Raw genomic sequence first — 24,736 nt, 5'->3', positions numbered from 1 at the left:
GCAACCGGCTAGGGGTCGATGGTGTGCACCAGCTCCGGGGTGATCACCAGGTCCACCGGGCGGTCGTGCGCGTCGACCGGGAAATGTCCGGCGGGCACGTACTCGTCCGCGTAGACCAGTGCGGCGATCCGGGTGGCCTTGTCCGCCACCTGCGGCAGGAAGCGGTCGTAGTAGCCGCCGCCCTGGCCCAGGCGCAGGCCGTGCTCGTCGACCAGCAGCGCGGGGATGAACAGCGTGTGCACCGTGTCGAAGAGCCGCGCGCCGTGGCGTTCGCCCACCGGCTCGCGCACCGGGGCCCGCGCGCTGTCCACCAGCTGCACCTCGGGGGTCCAATGCGCCCAGCGCAGCTGGTATTCCGGTTCGCACACCGGCAGGTAGACCTCGATGCCCGCCTGCACCAGCCGGGGCAGCAGCACCGAGGTGTCCGGTTCATCGGGCATGGACAGGTAGAGCCCGACCCGGGTGACGGTTCCGGTGGAGGAGTCCAGGTAATCGAGCACGCGCGCGGCGAGCTGTTCGGCCAGCAGCGCCGAGCTGTTCGGGGTGATCTTCCGGCGGGCTGCCCGCACGGCGGCGCGCCGGGCCTGCTTGCTCTCGCCCGGCGGTGGGGAAGTGGCTGCATTCATGGTTTTACTCTACGCGCCACCCGCGCCGTGGGTCATAAAAGTGCAGGTGAGCTCCGCGGGGATACGATATGTGCATGCTGAGTTTTCTGCGCGGAAAAGCCGCGTTGCCCGAGTTGTCCTCCTCGCGCTTGCTGCTTCGCGAGCTGCTGCTGCGCGATCAGGAGCAATGGCTTGCCCTGCGCTCGGCGAACGCGAGCTGGCTCAAGCCCTGGGACCCGACAAATCCCTTGGGTCCGCCGGAGCCGATGAGCTTCCGGCAGCTGCTCGTCGCCAAGCGGGCCGCGGCGCGCGAGGGCACCGGGTACTCCTGGATTATGACGCTGCCGCAGCTGCACCGAGCCCACCCGCCGATCATCGGGCAGATTTCGGTCAGCGGGATCCAGTACGGGGCGGCGCGCTCCGCCTCGCTGGGCTATTGGATCGACGGCGCCCATGCGGGCTACGGGTTGGTCCCGGAGGCCTGCGCGCTGGTGATCGATTACTGCTTCCAGGACTTGGCGCTGCACCGGATGGAGATCAACATCCGCCCGGAGAACGCCCCGAGCCTGCGCGTGGTGGACAAGCTGGGCTTCCGCGACGAGGGGCTGCGCAAGGGGTTCCTGCATATCGACGGGCAATGGCGCGACCATCGAACATTTGCACTAAACCGCGAGGAGCTGGATTCCAGCATGCTAGAACGCATCTACGAATAAAGCGGTGCGCCCGTTGGCCGAAAGCCCGCTGCGGGCCCAGAAGTGCCCATCACTTGCGAATTCTTGCGGACACACCGAGAAATTTGCCCGTCGATGCACCCGGCGTTGCATAGTGTTGACCGAGGAAGCTAACTATTCGGCTTCCACCTGATCTGACCGTTCAAACGGTGTTGGAGGACCCCATGGCTGGCACGTCACATAGCGAAACGCGAGCGCAGTCTGCCGAGAGCGGACTCAAGATACGTGTGCGCTATGGGCGGTTGGCGGTGGCGGTGCTCGGCCTGTTGGCGGTGCTCGCCACGCTTCTCGGCCTCGTGCTGGCGCCCTTCACCGCGCTGAGCTTCTCCGCCGTGGGCATCTTCTTCGCCATCGCCCTGGCGTCGGTGGCCACGCTGCGCGCCCTGGCGGTGCGCGATCGCAACCGCAAGCTGCTGGCGCATCTGCAGGCCACCCGCGAGCAGGCCCTGCAGACCCCGGCCTTCGCCGACGAGGCGAACCAGGTGATCACCCGCAAGTCGGGCGAGGATGAGGTTTTCGACGCCCGCCCGGGTTCGGCCCGGCGCGCCCCGGCGATCACCGCCGAGGAACTGCGTGCCGAGGCGGTGCGCGTGGCCCGCGGGGACGGCGGCGTGAAGCAGCCGGCCACCTGGGAGCCGACCAATGTGCCCAAGCCTACCTACGTGGAGGTGCGCGAGGCGACGCAGCGCGAAATCGTCGCCCGGGTACGTCCCGAGCCGATCCCGGTCTCCGAACCGCTGCGCCCGACCAAGCACATCAGCCTCAAGGCCGCCGAGGGCGCGAAGCGCCTGGCCGCCGAGGTCAGCGCAGAAGAACGCGCCTCGATCGCCAGCGTCGTGGCCAAAACCGAAGCCCCGGCGCCGGCGCCGGCGGAAAAGCCGGTCGAAGCCCCGGCAGCGAGCAAGCCGAAGCTGAACCTGGACGCCGTGATGCAGCGCCGCCGCGCCTAGCACACCATATGACGAAGGCCCGCATCGACAAGGATGCGGGCCTTCTGCTATGCCGGTGGGACTAGAGCTCGCCGAAGGGCAGCGGCCCGCGGTTTCCCAGCTGGTGGTCGAAGACGAGCGTGGTTTCGGTGTGCCCGACCGATTCGTCGGTGGCCAGGTTGTCCAGCACCCAGTCGCGCAGTTCCTCGGTGGAGCCGACCGCGATATGCAGCAGGTAGTCGGTGCCGCCCGAGACGTGGAACATCGAGAGCACCTCGGGCAATTGCGGGATGCGCTGGCGGAAGGTGTCGATCTTCTCGCGGTCGTGGGCGCGCAGCTTGACCGAGATCAGCGCCTGCACGGTGCGCCCCACCGCGGCCAGCGAAACCTCCGCGTGGTAGCCGGTGAGGATGCCGCGGTCCACCAGCGAGCGGGTGCGCAGCAAGGCGGTGGACGGGGCGATGCCCGCGCGCTGCGCGAGCGTCGCATTGGAGATGCGGGCATTGCTGACCAGCTCGTCGATGATGATTCGATCGATCTCGTCCAGATCGGTGCCGAAGGAAGACTCTGCGTGCGATGACATAAGAATATTTCACCATACCCGCCGCGGTTCGTTGAAATGTTTGGCGGTTTTCTGCTTCGCCTCAGCCCGCAGATCCCGCCGCCGGTGGCGCCCGGCCGATATATTGGGGCCTATGACACGACGTTCCGAAACCACCGGTGAACCCTTCGACACCCGCCTGGCGGCCTACGCCCTGGTGGAGCACGAGTCCAAGGTGCTGCTCACGCTGTGGGATATGCGTCATCGCGATGCCAGATTCACCCCGCGCTGGTCCTTGCCCGGGGGAGGGGTGGACCTGGGCGAACAGGCCACCGACGGGGTCATCCGCGAGGTCTACGAGGAGACCGGCTACCGGGTGGGCCAGCTCTCCCTGCTCGATGTCAGCACCGGCATCATCCCCGCCGCGAAGCGCTACTCCGGGGATGGGCACCCGATGCAGACCGTGGCGGTGACCTACCGGGCGCGGCTGCTCGGCGGCCAACTGCGCCACGAGCAGGACGGCTCCACCAGCGAAGCGGCCTGGTTCACCCGGGAGGAAATCCTGGGGCTGAACCGCATCGAACGAGTGGACAGCATCCTGCGTTTGACCTCGCCCGGCGTGCGCTAGCGCAAAAGCAAGACCCGCTGGCCTAGAATTCAGGGGAGATGAATTTAGCTAAAACCACCACCGCCGGCGCGCTGGCCCTCGCCGCGACGCTGACGCTGTCCGCCTGCACAAGCCAGGGACCGGAACCGGTCGAAGAATCCAAGGGGATCGAGCTCTCCCTGTCCGCCGGGACGGACCCCACCCAGCGCGCGCTGGGAAAGATCTATGCCGAGGCACTGCGTGCGGCCGGCTACCAGGTCACCGAGCTCCAGCCGAGCGCGGATCCCTACCAGCAGGTGCTCGACGGCAACGCCGACGTGGCCCTCGCCGAGTCCACCGCAGCCGAGCTGCGGGCGGCCACCGCCGGAACCGCGGCGCGCAGCCTGGCCGCCAGCGGCACCAATGGCTCCGCGGTCCTGGTGATGAGCGCCGCCGAGGCCAAGCACCATGCGGTGGATTCGGTGCCCAGCCTCGCCGCCGCCTGCCCGGAGCTGAGCTTCATCGGCGCCCAGCCGGCCAGCGACCAGCTGCTGGAAGCCCTGGAAGACGCCGGATGCGCCAAGCCCGAGGTGAAAACCGTGGCCGCGGAGCAGCTGCCCGGGCAGCTGCGCGCCTCGCTGGATCGGGTGCTGGTGCTCGGGGCCGCCGACGCGATCATCGGCGACGAGGGCTTCTATATCGTCCCGGGCAGCGAGGAGATCTTCGCGGACGCGCCGCTGGTGCCGCTGGCCGGTGCGGACCTCGACGAGCCGGCGCAAAACGTCGTGGACCAAGTCAGCGAGCAGCTGGACCAGGAGGCGTTGATCGGCATCAACCGGATGGTCAGCGGAGCCGACGCGCTGGACCCGGAAACCGCCGCCACCCGGTACAAGCTGCTGAACAACTAACCGCGGCGGGTGTTCATGCGCCGACAAGAAGGCGCGCGCCCCGCCCCAATCATGAGAAAGTGTACCCATGGCAGAATTCAAGCAATCCTCGAAGCTCCACAACGTGCTCTACGACATTCGCGGGCCACTGCTTGAGCACGCCCAGCGGATGGAATCCGAGGGGCACCGCATCCTGAAGCTGAACATCGGCAACCCGGCGCCCTTCGGCTTCGAGGCGCCCGACGCGGTGCTGGTGGACATGATCCGCAACCTGCCCAACGCGCAGGGCTACTCGGACTCCCGCGGCATCCTCTCGGCGCGCACCGCCGTCTCGCAGTACTACCAGACCCGCGGCATCCAGACCATCGGGGTGGACGACGTCTACCTGGGCAACGGCGTCTCCGAGCTGATCACGCTGTCGCTGAACGCGCTGCTGAACAACGGCGACGAGGTGCTGATCCCGGCCCCGGACTACCCGCTGTGGACCGCCTCGGTCTCGCTGGCCGGCGGCACACCGGTGCACTACCTGAACACCGAGGAAGAGGGCTGGCTGCCGGACCTGGCCGATATGGAAGCGAAGATCACCGATCGCACCAAGGGCATCGTGGTCATCAATCCGAACAACCCCACCGGCGCGGTCTACCCGAAGCAGACCCTGGAGGGGATCCTGGAGCTGGCGCGCAAGCACAACCTGATCGTCTTCTCCGACGAGATCTACGAGAAGATCCTCTACGACGATGCGGTGCACATCAACACCGCGGCGCTGGCCGACGACGTGCTGGTGCTGACCTTCTCCGGGCTGTCCAAGGCCTACCGGGTCTGCGGCTTCCGCTCCGGCTGGATGGCCATCTCCGGGCCCAAGCACCTGGCGAAGGACTACGTGGAGGGCATCAACCTGCTCACCAACATGCGCCTGTGCGCCAATGTGCCCGGGCAGCACGCGATCCAGACCGCGCTGGGCGGCTACCAGTCCATCGATGACCTGATCCTGCCCGGCGGCCGGCTGCGCGAACAGCGCGACGCCGCCTACGATCTGCTCCAGGCGATTCCGGGGGTGAGCGTGCAGAAGGCCAAGGGCGCGCTGTACATGTTCCCGAAGCTGGACCCCGAGGTCTACCCGATGCACGACGATGAGAAGTTCGCCCTGGAACTGCTCAAGGCGCAGAAGATCCTGATCACCCAGGGCACCGCGTTCAACTGGCCGGCCCCGGACCACTTCCGCCTGGTCACCCTGCCGGCGGTGCGGGATCTGAAGGACGCGGTGGGCCGCATCTCGGTATTCCTCGAGGATTGGCGCGCCCGGGCCTAGGCCTAGGCCTGGGCGCTAAGCTGAAGCGATGAGCGAATATCCACAGAATCTGCTGGCCCGGCTTCGCGTGGTCGGCGAGGTCGACCTGTCCCAGCGCGCCACCGGCGAACCCGACTGGTGGCCGAAGGACGCCCCACGCAGCAAGCGCAAGGCGGCCAAGCGGCTGGAGGCCATCGCCGCGGAGCTCACCGAGCTGCAGGAGCGGCTTTTCGCCTCCGCGCTGCACGGTCAGCTGCGCGACTCGCTGCTGCTGGTGCTGCAGGGCATGGACACCGCGGGCAAGGGCGGGATCGTGCGCCACGTGATGGGCCTGTTCGACCCGCAGGGCGTGGACCACCACGCGTTCAAGGCACCCACCGACGAAGAGCAGGCCCACGATTTCTTGTGGCGCGTTCAGCAGCGGCTGCCCGGGCCCGGGATCATCGGCGTCTTCGACCGCTCGCACTATGAGGACGTGCTGATCCACCGGGTGCAGAAGCTCAGCAGCACTCAGCAGATCGAGGCGCGCTACCCGAAGATCGTCGACTTCGAGCACGCCCTGCACGAACGCGGAATCCACCTGCACAAGGTGATGCTGCATATCGGCCCCGCGGAGCAGTACGCGCGGCTGAGCGAACGGCTGGATCGCGAAGACAAGCACTGGAAGTATTCCCCGGCCGATGTCGAGGACCGGCTGCTCTTCGCCGAATACCAGCGCGCCTACGAGCTGGCCATCGAACGCACCGCGACGGTGGATGCGCCCTGGTATGTGATCCCGGCGGATCAGAAATGGCGGGCGCGGCTCTGCGTGGCGGAGCTGCTGCTGCACACCCTGCGGGAGATCGACCCGCTCTGGCCGAAGGCCGACTTCGACGTCGCCGCCGAACGCAAGCGCCTGGACGCGACCAAGTAGGAGCTCAGCCGACGGCATGCACCGCGAAGGCGGTGAGGAAGCCGGCGGTGGCGATCAACCCGGTGAAGTCGTGCTCCACGGCCCAGGCCTCGGGGATCATCGTATCGGCCACCATGGTCAGGATGCCGCCGGCGGCCAGCGCGATCGCGAAGGCGGTCCACCCCGGATCGGTGAGCGAAAGCAGGGCGAACCCGGCCCAGGAGGCCACCCCGGCGACCAGCGTCACCGAGCCCCAGAGCAGGAAGATGCCGCCGGCCTTCTTGCCCGCCTGCTTCTGCTGCGCCGTGCTGGCCAGCGCTTCGGGAATGTTGGAGATGAAGATGGCGACGAGCATCGCCGGATTCACCGCGCCTCCGGCGACCAGCCCGACACCCAGAGCCACCGATTCGGGGATGCCATCGATCAACGCCCCGACGGCCAGCGCATTGCCCGAGGCCGAGGCGGAACCCGGGGCGCGGGAGCGCTTGGCCACGATCCGGTTCGCGAAGAAGTAGAGCAGCGCGCCGCAGATCAGCCCGAGCGCGGTGACCGGCAGCCCGCCGGTGGCGTAGGACTCGGCGACCAGCTCGAAGGCCAGCGCGCAGATCAGCACGCCCGCGCCGAAGGCCATGATCCCGGCCACGGCAGCCCGCGGAAGTTTCAGCCACCAGCCCGCCGCGGCGCCCAATAAAAGCGAGGCCCCGGAAACCAGACCCCAGATCAGTGCCCACCATGCCATGCTCATAATGCCCAGCGTAGCCAAGATACTGGCCGCTGGGCAGGCAAGAGCGGACTAGTCGGCCGAGTTTTCCACCCGGCGGCGGGCCTGGTCCAGGCGTTCGGAGACGCCGTTGAGCCAATTCTCGCAGTGCGCGGCCAACGCTTCGCCGCGCTCCCACAGCGCCAGCGAGGCTTCCAGCGGCACGCCGCCGGTCTCCAGCTGATTGACCACCGCCATCAGTTCTTCACGGGCCTGCTCATAGGAGAGCTGTGCGATATCTTCGGGGATTTGCTCGGTCATGGTCATTCCTTAAAGTGCTTCGGTGGCCGGTGCGGCCGGGAAAATTTCGTCGACGGTGGCGCTCAGCTTGCCGGCGGCCACGCGGATGCGCAGGCCCTGGCCGGGCTGCAGCTCCTCGGCGGTGCGCACCACCGTGCCATCGGCAAGCTGGGTGACCGAATAGCCGCGGTCCAGGGTCTGCTGCGGGGAGAGCGCACGCATCTGCGCGCGCAGATGGCCCAGCTCGTCCCCGGCGCGTTGCACCCGGTGGCGGATCAGCGCCATCGAGCGTTCCCGCCAGCGCCCCAGATCCTCGGCGCGCGCGTCGATCATGGCCTGCGGATTGGCCAGCACCGGGCGCTGGCGCAGCGCCGTGATGGTCTGCGCCTCGCGCTGCAGCAGGTTGTTGATCGCCCGGTCCAGGCGTTGGCGCGAGAGCTCGATGCCGGCGAACTCCTCGTTCAAATCCGGGACGATGCGCTTCGCGGCGTCCGTCGGCGTCGAGGCGCGCAGATCGGCCACATCGTCCAGGATGGGCCGGTCCGCCTCGTGCCCGATGGCCGCCACCACCGGGGTGGTGGCGGCGAAGACGTCGCGGATGAGTTCTTCGTTGGAAAAGGGCAGCAGATCCTCCAGTGCGCCGCCGCCGCGGGCGATCACGATGACCTCGACGTCCGGGTCGGCGTCCAGCTCGGACAACGCGGCACGCACCTGGGCGACCGCGTCGTTTCCCTGCACCGCGGTGTTGATGATCCGAAAGCGCACCGCCGGCCAGCGCAGCGTCGCGTTGCGCACCACATCCTTCTCGGCGTCCGAATCGCGGCCGGTGATCAGCCCGATGGTGCGCGGCAGCACCGGCAGCGGCAGCTTATGCTCCATCGCGAACAAGCCCTCGGCGCCCAGGGCCTGGCGCAGGCGTTCGAGCCGCGCGAGCAGTTCGCCCAGGCCCACCGGGCGCAGGTCGGTGGCGTTCAGCGAGAGCCGCCCGGTTTTCGCATACAGGCTCGGCTTGACCCGGGCGACCACGCGTGCGCCGACCTCCGGGGTGGATTCCAGCTTGCGCATCACCGAGGACCAGACGGTCACCGAGAAGGAGTTGTCCGCGTCCACATCGCGCAGCGTCAGATAGCCGTGGCCATTGCGCACATTCGCTTCGAGCAGCTGGCCCTCCACCCAGGTGACCGGGGAGTTCTCGATGTGGATCTTCAGTTTTTCGGTCAGTATGCGCAGCGGCCACGGGTTTTCGGCACTGGTCTCCGCGGCCGTTGCCGGCATGGTGCGCGGCGCTTCTGGTGGCATGGGTCCTCTCCTGCATAACCGGGGCCCGTCCGTGATTAAACGTGCCGGTGGCTCATGAGAGACTATCGCACAATGCCGACGATTTGCCGGATTGCAGGGTGCCCGCCGGGGTGCGCGAGCGGCGGTGCCAGGGTCACAATCCGGGCAAAAAATGACGGATTTTCATGCCGCGCAGGCGGTGCGCGGCGCGTTTTTCAACGATTGGGATAATCCTGCCTCAAGCCGTTGTCCGCCTTCGGGCGGGGGAGGACACTGAGCGGTAATTGGGGAAAATTACATAGAGAGATGCAGAATCATGCGGTGGCCATTGGGGAAGAAAAATCTTGTTCGTTCGTCCACCGCGACCTGTTTGGCCTTGGGATTACTGGTGGGCATGGCGCCTCTGGCCGCCGCGGCGGCAGCCCCCGCGAGCGCGGCCATCGCTGTGGCCGCGGAGCTGTCCATCGACCTGCCGGCCAAGGTACGCACCACCGACAACCTCAATCTGCGCACCGGCCCGTCCACCGCCTATCGGATCCTGATCTCGATCCCCAAAGGCACCGCGGTCCCGGTCTCCGGGCGCGCCTCCAACGGGTGGTACAAGGTCAGCTACGCAGGGCATACCGGCTACGTCAGCGGATCCTACGTAGTCGCCGCCACGGTGCGCACCCTGGACAGCCTGAATCTGCGCAGCGGAGCGTCCACCTCGTACAGGATTCTGGTGACCATTCCGCGCGGGAGCACGATCCCGGCCTATGCACGCGCGGGCAACGGATGGTACAAAGTCAGTTATGCCGGGCGCACCGGCTGGGTCAGCGGTAGCTATGTCACGACCTATCCGAAGCCGCCGGCGGCCCCGCAGTCCACCGGCCCGAATCGGACCAGCCGGGTGGTGCTGACCTTCGACGACTGCCCGAGCAGCCTGAGCTCCTTCAACTCGGTCATTTCCTATGCGGCGACCAACAACATCGGCCTGGTGCTCGCTCCGACCGGTAATTGCCTCGGCTCCTACAAATCGCGCTACGGCGTGGACCTCGCGGCGCTGGCCCGGGCCAAGGGGCAATGGGTCATCAACCATTCGATCAGCCATCCGGACCTGCGTCCGCTGTCCTGCCTGCAGGCCGGCGCCCAATTGAGCGGCAGCGGAGTGCATACGAACTTCGGCCGGCCACCCTACGGCGCCATCGATGCCAGCGTGCGCTGCGGCTACGACAGCCGCGGCATGGGAATCTGGACCTGGACGCGGGACACGCGGGACTGGGAGGCGAAATCCAAGTCGATCACCGTGGCTCGGGCCGGCGCGGCAGTCCCCGGGGACACGGTGCTGATGCATATGCAATGGTACGGATTCTCACCCGATGCGCTGAAGCAGATCAAGGCCAAGCTGGCGCAGCGCGGGGTGAACGTGTGCCGTGCCTATCACGGGACCGATGGCGTCGGCGCCGTGGTGCGCACCCCGGTCAGGCTGCCGAGTTCCCTGCCTTGCTAGCAGCGATTACGGCCACGGAGGCAGATCTCACAGCCCGTTAAGGGTGGCGCGCATCATATGAGCATGCGCTAACTTGCGCCGGGTTCGTAGACTAGAGATATGGCTACTTCCACTTCTGTCCCGGTCTCGTTGCCGATCCCTCGGATTCCGCGTATTCGCCGCACTCCCGAGCAGATCGCCGCAGCCTCCTCGCAGGTCACCGAACGCAAGGTGCTGCTCGCCGCCCCGCGCGGCTACTGCGCCGGCGTGGACCGCGCGGTCATCGCGGTGGAGAAGGCCCTGGAGCACTACGGGGCCCCGGTGTACGTGCGCAAGCAGATCGTGCACAACGTGCATGTGGTCTCCGAACTCGAATCCCGCGGCGCGATCTTCGTCGAAGAGAACGAAGAGGTGCCCACCGGCGCGCTGGTGGTGTTCTCCGCCCACGGCGTCTCCCCGGCGGTGGTGCAGTCCGCCGAGGACCGCGGCCTGCGCACCATCGACGCGACCTGCCCGCTGGTCACCAAGGTGCACCGCGAGGCCGTGCGCTTTGCGAAAAACGACTACGAAATCCTGCTGATCGGCCACGAAGGCCACGAAGAGGTCGAGGGCACCTACGGCGAAGCGCCGGAGGTCACCACCATCGTGAACAACCCCGAAGAGGCCGACACCGTGCAGGTGAAGGACCCGGACAAGCTCATCTGGCTCTCGCAGACCACGCTGAGCGTGGACGAGACCATGGAGATCGTGCGCCGGCTGCGCAAGCGCTTCCCGAACCTGCAGGATCCGCCCAGCGATGACATCTGCTACGCGACCACCAACCGGCAGGCGGCGATCAAGGAGATCGCCCCGAGCTCGGAGCTGGTGATCGTGGTCGGTTCGGCCAACTCCTCGAACTCGGTGCGCCTGGTCGAGGTTGCGCTGGATCACGGGGCGAAGGCGGCCTACCGGGTGGACTTCGCCAACGAGGTGGACGAGACCTGGTTCGAGGGCGTGTCCAGCATCGGGGTCACCTCCGGCGCCTCGGTGCCCGATGTGCTCGTCCAGGAGGTGCTGGCCCTGCTCGCCGACTACGGTTTCACCGACGTCGCGGAGGTCACCACCGCCCAGGAGGACATCATCTTCTCGCTGCCCAAGGAAATCCGCGGCAAGCTCAAGGAATCCGGCGACGACGCCCGGGCCCTGGGCGGACGGCGCTCCTCAGAAACCCGCTAAGCACTTCATTTCCCGCATCTCCTAAGCAAAGGTAGAATTTCCTCCCGTGGCTCTTACTATCGGAATCGTCGGACTGCCCAACGTCGGCAAGTCCACCATGTTCAACGCGCTGACCCGTGCCCAGGTACTGGCGGCCAACTACCCGTTCGCGACCATCGAACCCAATGTGGGCGTCGTCCCGCTGCCGGACGCGCGGCTGAAGGTGCTCTCCGGAATCTTCGGTTCCGAGCGCATCCTGCCGGCCACCGTGTCCTTCGTGGACATCGCCGGCATCGTCAAGGGCGCCTCGGAGGGTGAAGGCCTGGGCAATAAGTTCCTCGCCACCATCCGTGAAGCCGACGCGATCTGCCAGGTCACCCGCGCGTTCGTCAACGACGACGTGATCCACGTGAACGGCAAGGTCGACCCGGCCTCGGATATCGAGACGATCGCCACCGAGCTGATCCTCGCCGATATGCAGACCATCGAGAACCAGCTGCCGCGCCTGGAGAAGGAGCTGCGCACAAAGAAGATCGAGAAGTCCTTCGTGGACGCGGTGCTCAACGCGCAGAAGATCCTCGAAGAGGGCAAGACCCTGTACTCCGCGGCCAAGACCGACGGGGTGGACCTCGAAGAGCTCGCCCCGATGCAGCTGATGACCACCAAGCCATTCATCTACGTGTTCAACACCGATGAAGCCGGACTGGCCGACACCGAGATGCAGGCCAAGCTTTCGGCGCTGGTCGCGCCGGCCGAGGCGATCTTCCTGGATGCGCAGTTCGAGGCCGAACTCGCCGAGCTGGAAGAAGACGAAGCCGAAGAGATGATGGAAGATGCGGGCATCGTCGAGTCGGGCCTGGGCAAGCTGGCTCGCGTCGGCTTCGACACCCTGGGACTGCAGACCTACCTGACCGCAGGCCCGAAGGAAACCCGCGCCTGGACCATCAACAAGGGCGCCACCGCTCCCGAGGCCGCCGGCGTCATCCACACCGACTTCCAGCGCGGCTTCATCAAGGCCGAGGTTGTGGGCTTCGAGGACCTGGTCGAGGTCGGCTCGATCGCCAACGCCAAGTCCGCGGGCAAGGCGCGCATCGAAGGCAAGGAATACATCATGAAGGACGGCGACGTGGTGGAGTTCCGCTTCAACGTGTAGTCGCGTTCCGCTTCAATGTCCCGCTCGAGTGCCCGGATCTCCCTGTGGAGATCCGGGCACTTGATCTATGTGCGACCAGCAGGCGAGTCGCCGTGCCTGGGACTAGCGAAATGTTCGGCTGATCGCGCTGCCGGTCTGGAACAGGGTGATCCACACCAGGAACTTCTGGACTGGACGCAGCGGCCATGCGACAAGTCCTCGCCACCCTTGGCGTCGCGACCAGGACCTGCTGATCCGCAGCTGTGTGCCACCGGTCGCGTTCGCCAAGGTGAATTCAGTCAGAATCGAATTACCCTGCGCGACGTCGGGATAGCCAAAGCTCCATGCGATCCTGTCCGGTTGGTGAATTGCGATGAGCTCAACACTGCGTCGACGAAACTGAGGCTTGATCTTCACAGGTTTGCCGTCTGGATAGATTGCGGGTGCCGTGCCCTCCCAGACCGTACCCGGCATCGCTTCTTGACCGGTCTGGTCGAGGGTGCCGATGCTCGGTTCCCACTCGGGGATACGTGCGGGATCTGTGAGGTACGCCCACACTTCGTCCAGTGGTGCGGATACGAAAGTCTCAATCGTTCCCGTGGTCCGTCCCTTCACTTTCGTTGCGAGGGGCATGGACTTCATAGAGGGCGAGACGGCCCGATCGAGGCGTTCGATGAGCGCATCGGATGTCGTGCCAAGGCGGCCGAGGATATCCGTGATCAGGCCGCTGGGCTCTGCGACGAGTTCCCGGAGAACGGCGGCAGCGTCGCCCGACTTGCCTTTGCTGCTGGATTTCGCGATGAGGTCCCGAGCGCGACGAGTCCACTCGTACCCATCCGTCTCATGGAACACGATGCGCCCGGCCTCGGGGAACGACGCCTCGATGCCGAGTGAAGTCAGCTGTGCATCACGTTGGTCCTCGACGGCGAGACGGGCGCTGTCAATGTCGATACCCAGCTCGCGCAGTGCGCAGCCGGCAGACTGGTCGTTGATGACCAATGCGAGGAACAGGTGGTCGATGTCGGCTTCGCGGAGCCCGAGCCGGGATGCTTCCTCCATGGCGGCCAGGGAAAGCGATTGGCTGGTCTGAGCGGCGCGGACGAGTTTGTTCATCTGTTCCTCCTGGGTGTCGAGATCGCGGGGTCAATTCTTTTGGAGTGCTTCTTGTGGGCAGCTTGTCGCGTCACTCCGAGCGCGTCGGCGATCTCCTGCCAACTCATGCCCGAACGCAACGCGGCCTCGACCTGCCGGAGTTCCAAGGTGTCAGCGAGCACGCGCAAGGACGCTACGGCCCGCAATCCTGCTTTCGGGTCGCTGGTATCGGCTGCTACTGCTGCGATCCGCGGAGACTCCATGTCGTCAACCTATGTTGCTATGTGGCCGGATGTCAACCTGGGTTGCCTAATTGCTCGGCGAGTTTGGTGTTCGCTGGGCCAGGAGAGGGTCGACGCTTCGGGGATTCGCCGGGTTCTGAGAGGTTGTTATCTGCGGCGACGCGGTGGAGTTTAGATTTTCGAACTAGAGTCCGAACTTGCGGACAGCCCAGAAGCGCGCGTCCGGGCCTGTCGAGCCCGGACGCTCTTCAAGTATCAGCCTGAGCGCGATTGAGCCCCATGGAGACATACGCGGAGAACCCCGCTCGCTTCGCGAACTTGATGCGTCGCCGCTGTGTTTCGGTGAATCCGAGCTTGGCGTACAGCCTGAGGGCGGGGGTGTTGGTGTCCTTGATGTCGCGCAGCACGAAATCGTCGGAGGGCAGTTCCAGGAGCCGGCGCATCAGCGCAGTGGCTACGCCTTTGCCCTGATGCTGCGGCGCTGTCGTGACGAACGCAATCTCCGTCAGACCGGTGCGGGCACCGTCATAGGCCCCCATGAATTGACTTCGGATGATCCGATAGCTGATCATGCCGTGTATTGGACCGAGCACGCGCTGGAGCTCGCGCCGATCCGGCTCGAAGCACTCCTGCTCGCCTACGGTGACGACCGCGACCGCGGCGGGCTCGCCGTCGACGAGCGCGACGTGGAAGCGCTCCAGCATGAGCATCGGGGCGAACGCGTCGGCAAGCACACCGGGGTCCTTGGAGAAGAACGCGAAATCCTCGGCGAACCCTTGCGTGAGAACTTCAGCGATCCTGTGCCGGTACCCCTCATCCAGTTCGTCTGCGCGCGCGACTTCGATCTTCATCGGGGTCCTCCTGTGAACATTCGTAGGATCAGCTCGACATCGGGCTCCGCAAATCCCTCCCGAAGAGCAACGTGCATCGTCGTTATACCGGCAAGCATGGCGAAGTAGTGAGAGGTCATTCGGGTTGGGTCTCCCGCGATGATTTGGCCTGCGGCCTGGCCTCGACCGATGAGCAAGGCGAAGGCCCGCCAGAGCGTCCCCTGCGTTGCAGCCAGCCGCGCCGCAGTCCCCTCAGGAGTGTCCGTCGAGAAGCCCTGGTTGATCACCATGTAGAACTCGGCCGCGCCGTTGTTCGCTGCGAGGTCTGCCACGTATACCTCGGTGAAGGATCGGATCATGGAGAGCGGATCCCCTTCGGTCGAGAGCTGAACGGCGACAGCCTCGAGCCCGCGTGAGGCCTGATCGATTAGTTCATCGAACAGTTCTTCCTTGCTCGCATAGTGCCGGTAGATCGACCCAGTGCTGATCCCCGCCTCGACGGCGATCTGACGCATGTTCGTGGCCGCGAAACCACGGTGCGCGAAGACCCGGACGGCGGCCGTCTCCACAGCAGAGCGCGTGGCTGAGCGCAACGCTTCATTCTGTTCCGTCGTCCGCGGCACGAAGATCCTTTCAATGAACTTTTGTTCATTTTATGCTTCGATCGCAGACGGCACAACTCTGTGCTCTTCCTGGGCTGCTGCCCGCGAGGTGCCAGGTGGCCGGTGGATTGATTCGTGGCACCGGTTCGGCACCCAGGGGTTGGTGCGTGCCGGAACTCGGTTGAGTTCCGCTTCAACGTGTAGTTGCGCGCAATCCCGCGCTTTTTGAGGGCAGTTTGACACAAAATAAATGTGTCAAACTGCCCTTTGCGCCATGTCTGTGCCAAAGATCGGCGTTGATCGCTGGCTGAAGGCGTCAGAGGAAGTAGTCGTTAGCGTCCGGCCAGTTTTCTTCCCAGTCCTTATTCTTGGGATGACTCGATAGCTACTGTCGTATGTTGACCAGAACTTCATTTACGAATCGGAGCAGATCCGCCTACTTCCGAACTAGAGTGCGGTCAGTGACGTTCTTGCGTAGCGCGTGCGCCGGTTTCTGGCGAGCCGACCTCACCAACTTGCGAGGCGTGACAGCCCGCTCCGTTTGTTCCGGAGTCACATGATTCATGGTCATGAGTTCTTGAAGACGTCCAATAGTCCCGAATGGATGCTGGCTCGTGTCGTTTTTCTTGGAACGCCCGCTGCATCGAAAGCCGAATGTCTGAGATTCTCCGACAGTGCTTTGCCTAGCAGGCGAATGAAGTGATCCCACTCTCGCTGGTCTGATCTCAGAGTCCAACGCGTATCGTCGGGTAAATCGGAAGTCGAGAACAAAGGCTGCCCCCAAATCTAGGGGATTCAAACGCACGGTGTGGTCTGCCGTACAACACGCTGTACCATCGTGAGCATGAGTAGACGTTCGGTCAAAAAGGCAGTCGGGTACGTCGTCCACGACGGAAACCTGCTCGTGTTCACACACGACGATTACCCGATGGAAGTCACTGGTGTGCAGGTGCCCGCTGGGTCAATCGCCGAGGGCGAGTCGCCTGCGCATGCCGTCGTGCGCGAGGTGGGGGAAGAGACCGGCCTCGCAGCCAGGATCGTTCGCTCGCTGGGCGTCGAGTCGTACGACATGTGGCCTGCGAAGCCTGAGGTGCACGAACGGCACTTCTTTCAACTTGAGCTGGTGGACTCGGATGTTCAAGTTAGGTGGAAGTGCGGTGAGAACGATGCATCTGACGGCGGGCAACCGGTCAGCTGGACGTGCTGGTGGATGAAGCTGAGCGATGCCCACGTTCTCTGTGCTGGCTTTGGCGCGCGACTTGGCAGCATCGGTATCGATGGCGATCTCTAAGGTTACTTCGTGCCAGAACTCGGTGGAGTTCAGGTTTAACGTATAGCGTTAATGACGGACTCCGTTATACACTGGTTTCGTGATCAGATCGTTCGGCAACAAGGACACCGAACGGCTGTGGCGTCGTGAGCGCGTGCGCTCGATCGATCCGAGGATCCATCGGGTCGCGCTGCGCAAGCTACGTCAGGTGGGGTCTGCAGAGTCTCTCGAGGACCTCCGCGTCCCGCCTGGCAATCGGCTCGAGGCGCTCAAGGGCGATCGGGTCGGGCAGCACAGCATCAGGATCAACGACCAGTGGCGGATCTGCTTCGTGTGGACCGACGCTGGACCAGAGGAGGTGCAGATCGTTGACTACCACTGACAGGATCGAGCCGATTCACCCGGGTGAGGTCCTCATGGAGGACTTCATCGAGGGCTTCGGCATCACACAGAACAAGCTCGCCGTGTCGATCGGCGTCCCGCCCCGGCGGATCAACTAGATCGTGCACGGCAAGCGGGGGATCACCGCAGACACGGCGCTGCGGCTCGCGAGGTACTTCGGCACGTCGGCCGAGTTCTGGATCAACCTGCAGAGCCACTATGAGCTCGACCGCGCCGAGGACGCAGCAGGTGAGCAGATCGCGGCGATCGCGCCGCTACAGGTCGCGTGACCAGCTGCGTCGTGCAACGCCCCGGAGGCGTCTGCATCGCGGTCACCGACCTCGGCGGCGACGGCCCTGTCGTCGTGCTGCTGCACGGGCTTGCCGGGAGCTCGCGGGAGTTGCTGCGCACGGCGCGAGCGTTGCAGGACCATCGGGTCCTGCTCGTGGACCAGCGAGGGCACGGTGCGAGCACGCGGCTTCCCGATGATCTATCCCGCGACGCCTTCGTCGGCGACGTCGTGGCGGCGATCGAGGAGCTCGCCCCAGGGAGTCGAGCGACGCTCGTCGGGCAGTCGATGGGAGCCCACACACTGCTTTTCTCGCAGCAGCAGCGCGCCCAGACCTGGTCGAGGGGCTCGTGATGCTCGAAGGTCATGTGTCGGGGAGTGACGATCCGCGCGAGGCTGCTGGTCTCGGCGCGTACTTCGCGTCCTGGCCGGTTCCGTTCCGGGACGAGGCCGCTGCCCGCGAGTTCCTCGGTGATGACGCGATCGTTGATGCCTGGGTAGCGGATCTCCAGTCGACGGATGATGGGCTCGTCCCGCGTTTCGACGCCGCGGTCATGCAACGCACGATCGAGGCTGTGCATGAACCGCGCTGGGACGAGTGGGAAGCTCTGCAGGTTCCGACGCTCGCGATTTTCGCCAAGCACGGGATGTTCAGCGATGCCGACAAGGACGAGCTGATCCGGCGCAGGCCCGAGACGGTCAGAGTCGATCTCTCTGGCGGCAGCCATGATGCGCACCTCGACGCCTTCGACGAGTGGATCGACGTGCTTCGCCGCTGGTTATCTCGCGATCAGGCCAGCGACACGCGGACCAGTGTCCGCTGAGGTTGTTAGCTGCGGCGACGTGGTGGAGTTTAGATTTAATGTCTAGTCGTGTTTCGTTTTAACCTCTGGGAGTAGGGAACAAATAGTTATGGCTATCTATCAATCACCCAAAAATCGACTGCACCGTGACTTCTTCTATCTGAACGACGAGGTCGCGATCAACTCCCTTTCGGCTCTGGAATCGGGAAAAGTTGACGAGATCGTTTCTAGAACCACCACCGCAAGGGAAGGTGGGTTTAGTGGCGAGGTCAAGATTCCAGTAGTCGATTTAGGGGTCGGTGCGAGCAAGAAGGCATCTTCTGAGATCGAAGAGGAGATGGTTCGTACGCGGACTCGTTTTTCCATCTTTGACGCGTGGTATCAGCTTCTGCACGAGAAGAAAGCGGTTGGCGCGTTCGATGGCTGGGGCGAAGGCGCTCTCGAAGGCGTAGAGCCGGGCGACACGATCGAGTTTAGAGCGGAGCTGTCGCAAGGACCACTCCAGACGGTTTTGCGATTGTTCCTCTGGTTCGCTGACCAGGCAACGCGAGATGGCAATCTTTTCTCCCAAAAGGGTGAAGAGCTGAAAACAACCGCCAACTCATCAAAAAGCATTCGACAGCTCCTCGGCGACGCGTCGGATGATGACGACGAGGTCCCGCTATTGGCGACCCCTGTGGGGCAGCCAGGGCCCTCGGTTCTTCTCTCCGTTTCAAAGAAATGGCTGATCGGACGTATGGGCCAGCTGGGTGGGACCTTCGGAATCGTCGGTCAAGTTGTTCAGATCGTCGAAGCCGGAGAGGAATACCCAGTGCTTCGGCTAACGAAGGATGTCTCACCGACGCCTCTCGAGATCGACACGTTGAAGGACGCGGTGCAGCATTTCGTGGAGCCCGCGAAAGGGCTGGGAGTCGAGGTCGAGGCGAGTGAGTCCGTCGTGCAAGGGCCCGTCTTGGTGATCAAACCAATCGCCATTTACCGCTGAGCATTGGTCGAAGTGCGGAGTCGTGGATCTTGCTTCCCGTGCCAGCGAGGAGCACGGCCTGCGTTCGGATCTACACTTCATGCGGATGGACTCGGATCTCTGCTGCAAAGCGTTCGATCGGCCGCGCCGGGCAGTCAGTTTTCGACCAGTTAGGGCAGCCGCTCGTCCTCCTGCCCATTGAACGACGACTTGCTTCCTGGCCCGGCGGTGAGGTTGACCTGCGCGGTCGCGCGTGGTGACTGTTGAGAGGCTGGTATGTACCGGAACTCGGTGGAGTTCCGCTTCAACGTCTAATCTCGTTTCGCTCTTAACTCTATTGGTTTTGCAGCGAGAGGGCTGGATCTGCACTTCGGTGCGGTTCCAGCCCTCTTTCGTTAGGCTGAGAGGTCAGCGAGCATTCATGCCGAGCTGACTGGATTCAGCGATACTGTGTGGTGCAGTAACCCACAGGTTTTCGAGAGGGAAGAACATGGTTTCTGGGTATGGGAAATACATTTCGCGCGCTGCACAGTCGGAGTGGATGCACTCACTTCGACCGAACACTGCTCACATAGAATTCGCCTTCAACAACGGGGACGACGGCCACCCGTTGCTTGCGGCATTGGCTCACCTGAAATCAATTAGAACGGTGGGCGTCGAGTCTGGGAACGGATACTATTTTCGGCCACGTCCGACGGTGGTGAAGCGAAGGTTTGTCTATGACCGAGAAATCATCCGAGCCATTGACCGTTTTGGGTGTTTCTTCCCTGAATCTGCGAGCTCGGAACAATGGACAGAGCTGGGCGATGTTGATGTGGTGTTCCTCGACAAGTGGGGAAGGATGCTCGGAGCGACAGTGACACACGAGGGAATGATCATTACGCCTGACGATGAAGATGAGAATCGTCTGCCTCGTTGAGCATGAGGTTGCTTCGTGCAGCGACGTGGTGGAGTTCCGCTCCAACGTCTAAACCTGCTTAGCTAAACGCCCCCGGGTCTCGAAGCGCTGGCCTTCGTGTGGGCTCGATAACTGCTGATCGCAAGCACAAGTGCCGTCAGCAGCAGCGCTCCACCGACGGCCCAGCCGCCCACAGTGTAGTCGACGAGCTGAGGGACGCGAGGCAGGTTGATCGCGGACACTGCGAGGAAGAGAAACACCACGACGGCGCTCTTCCTTGCGGTGGACGGCTTATTCCGAATCGTTGCCATTTGCTTGTTCGTTTCTCGTGATTAGCTGACACCGATTAAGCACGGTCCGACGGATGCGCCGGCAACTGCAGTGAAGCCAGCCACGCAGATGATGCAGCCTGCTCCCACGGTAACAGCGCAGAAGGCTGCGCTGTCGCACCGCTGCTGCTGATCTACGGTGCTGCGTGTCTGGCAGGGAACGCCGTGGGTGGGCGGTTGCGGATCGAGAGCTGAACCGTGCTCACATGATCACGCTCACCGGCACGGGACTCTCATTGCTCGTCGCAGGATTTGTCAGTGCCAGTCCGGTCGGTGCCACGTATTTTCCACCTTCCCGCCTCTGAACACCTGGATCGCTACCAGTGCCGATGGAATCGCGCCCGGGCTGGCCCTCGCTGTCAACAGCTCCGCGTTCAACATCGCCGCCGCCGGAGGGCGCGGCGGTGCAGTACTGACCGCCGGGCTGGATGCCATCAGGCTTCCCTATCTTGGAATCGGCGCTCTGGCTGTGGCCGTCCTGATCTTTACCGTGTTCCGGGCAACCCAAAAGTCCTCGACTCACGTGCTTCGACCATGAGGGCTGAATGGCTTCGCCGCGGGTGCAGCTTCGTCCGAAGTCTGCATGGGTCTCGCGTCGACGGCAATTTAACGCGCACAGTTAAGTACCGGAACGCGGTGGAGTTCCGCTTTTCAATCTAATGTCTGGTGAGTTTCCAGGTGCTAAACGGCATTCTGTCGTTACCTGGTCGATTCGGTTGATTTCGTCTCTCAGGAAAAAGTTTGCGTGAGCTATCCACAGGGGTCCCTAAGTGTAGGAGGCTGAGCGCCCCGTTGGCGATTGCTAAGGACGACTGCACAGAGCCACACTCCATGTCCCCGATGATCGGTGCATCGAGCACTTCTACGACGGACTCGCCTTGAACTAAGCATTCTGTTTACGGGGACGCGAGTCCCGCCCACGGGCGCAGAATTGGCTTGAGAGGAGATGTCTTGGCTACCCTCCGAACGGCTGCAGTTCTCTCCGAAGTTCGTCGCACTGGCCTACTGCCGCTTTTCGTTCGCCCTGCTCAGCCCGCCGAGCCATTCGATGAGGAGCTGGGTCTCTGCCCTGCCAAGGACGTCTGGTTGTGCTGCGGCGAGCTCGATGGTGGTGGTGATCGGGTTGTCGGCTCGTGTTCCCGCACCGGTGATCGCTGAGATAGCACCTTCACGGACAGCTTGAGAGAGGGTAGGGTCCGGCGCTGCCAAGGCGATCTGCCGCAGGGTGACACCGATATTTGTCACGAGGATGTGTGCCGCAGCCTGCTGCGCAGGAACGGCGAGCCGGCCCTGCGTGGCTGCGCGCGTCGTGAGGCCGAGGAGGATTTCGCTTGGCCGCGACTGCGCTTCAGGGGAGTAGCCTGGTTGAACTTTGCCGTACATGAGTGAGTAGAAGCCGGGATTGGCCAGGCCGAAGGCGACGTGGGCGTCCCATCCGACGCGGATGTCGTGGATGGGGTCCCCGGACGACTCCATCGAAGACTTCTCGCCTAGATACAGGTCAAAACCATGTTTAATGACCGCATCGATCAAACCCTGCTTTGAGCCGAAGAAGTGGTACAGCGTCGGCATCTTCACTCCGACCGTCTCGCACACCGCACGTAGCGAGAACTCCTCCCCGGGGGCGGCAGCGATGAGGTCGGCAGCCGCCAAAATCAATCGCTCCCGTGTATGGCTTGTCGGCGTTACTGTCATGATGCTATGTTAGCTGATATAGCGGGATGATACTGTTGCATACTGACGATACAGAGGGAACATCATGGCTGAGCACACACTCAAGGGCAAGAACGTTCTGATCGCGGGCGGCGCGAAGAACCTCGGCGGGTTGATCGCCCGCCAAGCGGCCGAGGGCGGCGCGAACGTCGCGATCCACTACAACTCCGACTCCAGTCGCGCCGACGCGGAGCAAACACTCGCTTCGGTCAAAGCGGCTGGAGCCAAGGGGGCAATCTTCCAGGCAGACCTCACCGTGCCCTCGAACGTGACCCGCCTGTTCGCTGACGCGGAGGCGGCTCTGGGAAAGATTGACATTGCGGTGAACACATCCGGCAAGGTGCTGCGTAAGCCGATCATGGAGACCACCGAGGACGAGTACGACTCGATGTTCGACATCAATTCCAAGGCTGCCTACTTTTTCATTCAGGAGGCCGGCAAGAACCTCGCCGACGGTGGCAAGATCATCACCATCGTCACGGCTTTGCTGGCTGCCTTCACCGACGGCTACTCAACCTACGCCGGAGGCAAATCCCCGGTCGAGCACTTCACCCGAGCTGCGGCCAAGGAATTCGCTGGCCGCGGCATCTCCGTCACCGCAATCGCACCGGGCCCCATGGACACGCCGTTCTTCTACGGCCAGGAGACCCCCGAGCGGGTAGAGTTCCACAAGTCCCAGGGCATGGGCAACCAGCTCACTAAGATCGAAGACATCGCCCCGATCGTCCGCTTCCTCGCCTCCGAAGGCTGGTGGATCACAGGCCAGACGATCTTCGCCAACGGCGGCTACACCACTCGCTGAGCTCGACCCCACGAAAAGAGGAGTATCTCATGGCAGCACCGACCATCCCCGAACCAGTGGCCGCGTTTATCACCGCGGTTAACAACCACGACGAACAAGCCTTCCTGGACGCTTTCACTCCGCAGGGAGCCGTCGACGATTGGGGCCGCGACTTCACTGGACGCGATCAGATCAAAACCTGGAGCGACAAAGAGTTCATCGGTTCACACGGCACGCTCACCGTCGAGAAAGTCGAGAGCGTAGGTGGTTCAATTGCGGTCATCGGCGACTGGCGCTCCACCCACGCCAACGGCCGGTCGAAGTTCGTCTTCGACATCGACGGCGACAAGCTCGCGAAGATGACAATCCGCGAAGGCTGAGAGCCGGCACTTGCATCTCGATCGGGCGTCCAGCCAGATGTACGCCCGATCGGTGCTGTCGCCTTCGAGACCCCCATACGACACGCATATACGAGGATCGCCAACCATGACTACCGTCCCGCTCGCCCGCACCGGGCACCGCCGATCCGAGGTTGGCCCCGTCGAGCTCTTCTTCGACTTGGTCTACGTCTTCGCCATCATCCAGCTCTCGCACCTGCTCATCGAGCATCTCTCCTGGGAGGGCGCTGCCCAGACCATCGTGGTGTTCGCCGCCGTGTGGTGGGGGTGGAACTACACCGCCTGGGCGATGAACTGGCTGGATCCGAGCCGCACCCCGGTGCAGCTGCTCTCCGGAGTGCTGATGCTTGCCGCACTGGGCATGTCGATCGCCATCCCCAGCGCTTTCGGCGATGGAGCATGGTTGTTCGTAGGGTGCTACCTGTTCATGGGCATACTTCGTCCGGTGTTCATGATGATCGCCTACCGCGGCCACCAGCTCGCAGCCAACTACCGCATGCTGTTGCTGTGGACACTTTTGGCCGGCATCTTCTGGGTCCTCGGTGCGGCGCTTCCCCTCGAATGGCGGCTGGGGCTCTGGTTGATCGCGGTGCTCATCGACTACGCGGCCCCGCTGGCCCACTATAGGATCCCTGGTATCGGTGCAGCCCCCATGCACCATTGGGACACGGACGCCGAGCACCTGGCCGAGCGCAACCGTCTCGTCTTCATCATCGCCCTCGGCGAATCCATCCTACTCATGGGCGGCAGCATCGTCTCCCACGGGCAGCTCACCCCGTCACTCGCGTTGAGCATGGTCGTCGGCTTCGCGTCGCTGTTCGTGCTCTGGTGGAACTACTTCGCACTCGCCGGGCCAGATACGCAAGGCGGAGATTCTTCCACGGGTGCTCTAAGGTCGGCCTATGCCTACGCGCATTCCTTCATGGTCCTGGGCGCGATCCTCGTCGCCGTGTCCATCGAACTTCGGATCTCGCATGACCACCTCACGCCCGCCATCGTTCTCGTGACGGCAGCAGGTCCGCTCGTTTACCTGGCGGGGAACCTGTTGTTCCTCCGGTCCCGCTTCGGACGCCTCGCACGGTCCCGTTTCATCGCAGCAGCCGTGCTGGTGGTGATCACGATCGCTGCGATGGTGCTGATGGATCACTTGCCGGTAATCGGGCTCAGTGCAGCCGTACTTGCCGTGACAGCCGTTCTCGCCGCCCACACCGCGTACACGACATCGAAACATTCGGCGCTCGGATAATTGGCGATGGCCTAGCAACCTTGACCTGAGATTCCTTTGCCCCCGTTCACGGTGCTCAGGATCGAGCGACGCGCTTGTTTTTTTGCGACAGCGGTCGCCTGCCATAGCTGCCCGAACGGATTCCCATATATGCTTCTGGGCATCGCAGGTGGCTTCGCGCTCTTGGCCTCCGCCGTGCACAGTACGACCTGCTCAGCGGAACACTCTGATCCTCGCGATCGCTAACGATGGCAACGTAGCTACTGGAAGTCGGAGGTTGGGCTATGTCGGAACTCGTGTGGAAGACCAGTTCAAAACTGGTAGTCCATTGTCTGCCGAGCGCATTGCCCCGTACTTGATGTCCAGGGCATAGCATCCCAATCTCGGA

Annotated in this window: 29 protein-coding genes and 1 pseudogene; 18 read left to right on the top strand and 12 right to left on the bottom strand. The window is 63.8% G+C overall.

Features of this window, described 5'->3' with window-relative positions; genetic code table 11:
* Window positions 1–8 precede the first annotated feature (8 nt).
* The gene (locus CQ017_RS06730; RefSeq protein ID WP_105553083.1) at window positions 9–626 is read right to left on the bottom strand and encodes a 5-formyltetrahydrofolate cyclo-ligase; all 618 of its coding nucleotides are present in this window, start codon (window positions 624–626) and stop codon (window positions 9–11) included.
* Window positions 627–700: 74 nt separating this feature from the next.
* Here CQ017_RS06730 and CQ017_RS06725 point away from each other — a divergent pair, with 74 nt between their 5' ends.
* Window positions 701–1,318 (top strand): GNAT family N-acetyltransferase, encoded by a 618-nt coding sequence (locus tag CQ017_RS06725; RefSeq protein WP_105553082.1) that lies wholly within the window; start codon window positions 701–703, stop codon window positions 1,316–1,318.
* A 182-nt stretch (window positions 1,319–1,500) separates the two neighbouring features.
* On the top strand, window positions 1,501–2,286 hold the full coding sequence (locus CQ017_RS06720) for a hypothetical protein (protein WP_146112443.1): 786 nt from the start codon (window positions 1,501–1,503) through the stop codon (window positions 2,284–2,286).
* 61 nt (window positions 2,287–2,347) lie between these two features.
* Here CQ017_RS06720 and CQ017_RS06715 read toward each other — a convergent pair whose 3' ends face one another.
* Window positions 2,348–2,848: an Lrp/AsnC family transcriptional regulator gene (locus CQ017_RS06715; protein ID WP_105553080.1), complete on the bottom strand. Its 501-nt coding sequence runs from the start codon at window positions 2,846–2,848 to the stop codon at window positions 2,348–2,350.
* Between the two features lie 112 nt (window positions 2,849–2,960).
* Between CQ017_RS06715 and CQ017_RS06710 the strand changes: the two genes are divergently transcribed.
* The 4 genes from CQ017_RS06710 (at window position 2,961) to CQ017_RS06695 (ending at window position 6,480) form a co-directional block, all read left to right on the top strand.
* The gene (locus CQ017_RS06710; protein ID WP_105553079.1) at window positions 2,961–3,434 is read left to right on the top strand and encodes an NUDIX hydrolase; all 474 of its coding nucleotides are present in this window, start codon (window positions 2,961–2,963) and stop codon (window positions 3,432–3,434) included.
* Window positions 3,435–3,472: 38 nt separating this feature from the next.
* Window positions 3,473–4,300 (top strand): glycine betaine ABC transporter substrate-binding protein, encoded by an 828-nt coding sequence (locus CQ017_RS06705; RefSeq protein WP_105553078.1) that lies wholly within the window; start codon window positions 3,473–3,475, stop codon window positions 4,298–4,300.
* Between the two features lie 67 nt (window positions 4,301–4,367).
* Window positions 4,368–5,588, top strand: a complete 1,221-nt coding sequence (locus CQ017_RS06700; RefSeq protein ID WP_096283041.1) for a pyridoxal phosphate-dependent aminotransferase — start codon at window positions 4,368–4,370, stop codon at window positions 5,586–5,588.
* 28 nt (window positions 5,589–5,616) lie between these two features.
* A complete protein-coding gene (locus tag CQ017_RS06695) occupies window positions 5,617–6,480 on the top strand; it encodes a PPK2 family polyphosphate kinase (RefSeq protein WP_105553077.1) in 864 nt (287 codons plus the stop codon).
* Between the two features lie 4 nt (window positions 6,481–6,484).
* Here the strand turns inward: CQ017_RS06695 and CQ017_RS06690 are convergent, their stop codons facing one another.
* Genes CQ017_RS06690 through xseA form a run of 3 tightly spaced genes read right to left on the bottom strand, consistent with a single transcriptional unit; the run spans window position 6,485 to window position 8,758 of the window.
* Window positions 6,485–7,204 carry a ZIP family zinc transporter gene (locus tag CQ017_RS06690; protein ID WP_308729556.1) on the bottom strand — a complete coding sequence of 240 codons (720 nt, stop codon included), beginning with the start codon at window positions 7,202–7,204 and terminating at the stop codon, window positions 6,485–6,487.
* 48 nt (window positions 7,205–7,252) lie between these two features.
* Window positions 7,253–7,480, bottom strand: a complete 228-nt coding sequence (locus tag CQ017_RS06685; RefSeq protein ID WP_096283043.1) for an exodeoxyribonuclease VII small subunit — start codon at window positions 7,478–7,480, stop codon at window positions 7,253–7,255.
* A 9-nt stretch (window positions 7,481–7,489) separates the two neighbouring features.
* Window positions 7,490–8,758 carry an exodeoxyribonuclease VII large subunit gene (gene xseA / locus CQ017_RS06680; protein ID WP_105553075.1) on the bottom strand — a complete coding sequence of 423 codons (1,269 nt, stop codon included), beginning with the start codon at window positions 8,756–8,758 and terminating at the stop codon, window positions 7,490–7,492.
* A gap of 373 nt (window positions 8,759–9,131) precedes the next feature.
* On the opposite strand from xseA, the gene CQ017_RS06675 reads away from it, so the two are divergent.
* The 3 genes from CQ017_RS06675 to ychF all read left to right on the top strand — a co-directional run bounded on the left by CQ017_RS06675 (window position 9,132) and on the right by ychF (window position 12,552).
* Window positions 9,132–10,226 (top strand): SH3 domain-containing protein, encoded by a 1,095-nt coding sequence (locus CQ017_RS06675; RefSeq protein WP_181150508.1) that lies wholly within the window; start codon window positions 9,132–9,134, stop codon window positions 10,224–10,226.
* Between the two features lie 99 nt (window positions 10,227–10,325).
* Window positions 10,326–11,420: a 4-hydroxy-3-methylbut-2-enyl diphosphate reductase gene (locus CQ017_RS06670; protein WP_096283046.1), complete on the top strand. Its 1,095-nt coding sequence runs from the start codon at window positions 10,326–10,328 to the stop codon at window positions 11,418–11,420.
* Window positions 11,421–11,466: 46 nt separating this feature from the next.
* Complete coding sequence (gene ychF / locus CQ017_RS06665; protein WP_096283047.1) at window positions 11,467–12,552, top strand: redox-regulated ATPase YchF; 1,086 nt, start codon at window positions 11,467–11,469, stop codon at window positions 12,550–12,552.
* Between the two features lie 102 nt (window positions 12,553–12,654).
* On the opposite strand, the gene CQ017_RS06660 is transcribed toward ychF, so the two are convergent.
* The 4 genes from CQ017_RS06660 to CQ017_RS06645 all read right to left on the bottom strand — a co-directional run bounded on the left by CQ017_RS06660 (window position 12,655) and on the right by CQ017_RS06645 (window position 15,318).
* Window positions 12,655–13,644: a Clp protease N-terminal domain-containing protein gene (locus CQ017_RS06660; RefSeq protein WP_105553073.1), complete on the bottom strand. Its 990-nt coding sequence runs from the start codon at window positions 13,642–13,644 to the stop codon at window positions 12,655–12,657.
* Entirely contained in the window at window positions 13,641–13,886 is a 246-nt protein-coding gene (locus CQ017_RS06655; protein WP_096146702.1) for a hypothetical protein, read from the bottom strand. The genes CQ017_RS06660 and CQ017_RS06655 overlap by 4 nt, the downstream gene beginning before the upstream one ends.
* 227 nt (window positions 13,887–14,113) lie before the next feature.
* On the bottom strand, window positions 14,114–14,716 hold the full coding sequence (locus CQ017_RS06650) for a GNAT family N-acetyltransferase (RefSeq protein WP_105553072.1): 603 nt from the start codon (window positions 14,714–14,716) through the stop codon (window positions 14,114–14,116).
* A complete protein-coding gene (locus CQ017_RS06645) occupies window positions 14,713–15,318 on the bottom strand; it encodes a TetR/AcrR family transcriptional regulator (RefSeq protein ID WP_105553071.1) in 606 nt (201 codons plus the stop codon). Before CQ017_RS06645 ends, CQ017_RS06650 begins: the two co-directional genes overlap by 4 nt.
* 823 nt (window positions 15,319–16,141) lie before the next feature.
* On the opposite strand from CQ017_RS06645, the gene CQ017_RS06640 reads away from it, so the two are divergent.
* The 6 genes and pseudogenes from CQ017_RS06640 (at window position 16,142) to CQ017_RS06620 (ending at window position 19,025) form a co-directional block, all read left to right on the top strand.
* The gene (locus tag CQ017_RS06640) at window positions 16,142–16,588 is read left to right on the top strand and encodes an NUDIX domain-containing protein (protein ID WP_105553070.1); all 447 of its coding nucleotides are present in this window, start codon (window positions 16,142–16,144) and stop codon (window positions 16,586–16,588) included.
* Between the two features lie 79 nt (window positions 16,589–16,667).
* The gene (locus CQ017_RS06635; protein ID WP_028850008.1) at window positions 16,668–16,949 is read left to right on the top strand and encodes a type II toxin-antitoxin system RelE/ParE family toxin; all 282 of its coding nucleotides are present in this window, start codon (window positions 16,668–16,670) and stop codon (window positions 16,947–16,949) included.
* A pseudogene (locus tag CQ017_RS06630) lies at window positions 16,936–17,238 on the top strand (HigA family addiction module antitoxin). The gene CQ017_RS06635 and the pseudogene CQ017_RS06630 overlap by 14 nt, the downstream one beginning before the upstream one ends.
* Window positions 17,235–17,591: an alpha/beta fold hydrolase gene (locus CQ017_RS18365; protein ID WP_308729555.1), complete on the top strand. Its 357-nt coding sequence runs from the start codon at window positions 17,235–17,237 to the stop codon at window positions 17,589–17,591. The pseudogene CQ017_RS06630 and the gene CQ017_RS18365 overlap by 4 nt, the downstream one beginning before the upstream one ends.
* Window positions 17,591–18,061: an alpha/beta fold hydrolase gene (locus CQ017_RS18360; RefSeq protein WP_258133531.1), complete on the top strand. Its 471-nt coding sequence runs from the start codon at window positions 17,591–17,593 to the stop codon at window positions 18,059–18,061. Before CQ017_RS18365 ends, CQ017_RS18360 begins: the two co-directional genes overlap by 1 nt.
* A gap of 88 nt (window positions 18,062–18,149) precedes the next feature.
* Window positions 18,150–19,025 carry a hypothetical protein gene (locus CQ017_RS06620; RefSeq protein ID WP_105553069.1) on the top strand — a complete coding sequence of 292 codons (876 nt, stop codon included), beginning with the start codon at window positions 18,150–18,152 and terminating at the stop codon, window positions 19,023–19,025.
* A 960-nt stretch (window positions 19,026–19,985) separates the two neighbouring features.
* Here the strand turns inward: CQ017_RS06620 and CQ017_RS06605 are convergent.
* The 3 genes from CQ017_RS06605 to CQ017_RS06600 form a co-directional block, all read right to left on the bottom strand.
* Window positions 19,986–20,213, bottom strand: coding sequence for a hypothetical protein (locus tag CQ017_RS06605; protein ID WP_105553067.1), 228 nt, complete (start codon window positions 20,211–20,213; stop codon window positions 19,986–19,988).
* A gap of 220 nt (window positions 20,214–20,433) precedes the next feature.
* Complete coding sequence (locus CQ017_RS17850) at window positions 20,434–20,754, bottom strand: hypothetical protein (RefSeq protein WP_146112441.1); 321 nt, start codon at window positions 20,752–20,754, stop codon at window positions 20,434–20,436.
* 479 nt (window positions 20,755–21,233) lie between these two features.
* Window positions 21,234–21,926, bottom strand: coding sequence for a TetR/AcrR family transcriptional regulator (locus CQ017_RS06600; RefSeq protein ID WP_105553066.1), 693 nt, complete (start codon window positions 21,924–21,926; stop codon window positions 21,234–21,236).
* A 64-nt stretch (window positions 21,927–21,990) separates the two neighbouring features.
* Here CQ017_RS06600 and CQ017_RS06595 point away from each other — a divergent pair, with 64 nt between their 5' ends.
* The 3 genes from CQ017_RS06595 (at window position 21,991) to CQ017_RS06585 (ending at window position 24,369) form a co-directional block, all read left to right on the top strand.
* Window positions 21,991–22,746 (top strand): SDR family oxidoreductase, encoded by a 756-nt coding sequence (locus CQ017_RS06595; protein WP_105553065.1) that lies wholly within the window; start codon window positions 21,991–21,993, stop codon window positions 22,744–22,746.
* A 29-nt stretch (window positions 22,747–22,775) separates the two neighbouring features.
* On the top strand, window positions 22,776–23,105 hold the full coding sequence (locus CQ017_RS06590) for a nuclear transport factor 2 family protein (RefSeq protein WP_105553064.1): 330 nt from the start codon (window positions 22,776–22,778) through the stop codon (window positions 23,103–23,105).
* 106 nt (window positions 23,106–23,211) lie between these two features.
* Window positions 23,212–24,369: a low temperature requirement protein A gene (locus CQ017_RS06585; RefSeq protein WP_105553063.1), complete on the top strand. Its 1,158-nt coding sequence runs from the start codon at window positions 23,212–23,214 to the stop codon at window positions 24,367–24,369.
* Window positions 24,370–24,736 lie beyond the last annotated feature (367 nt).

Source organism: Arthrobacter sp. MYb224, assembly GCF_002975455.1.
GTDB lineage: Bacteria > Actinomycetota > Actinomycetes > Actinomycetales > Micrococcaceae > Glutamicibacter.
The sequence above is the reverse complement of the archived record's forward strand: the minus strand, read 5'-3'. Positions and strand labels throughout refer to the sequence as shown.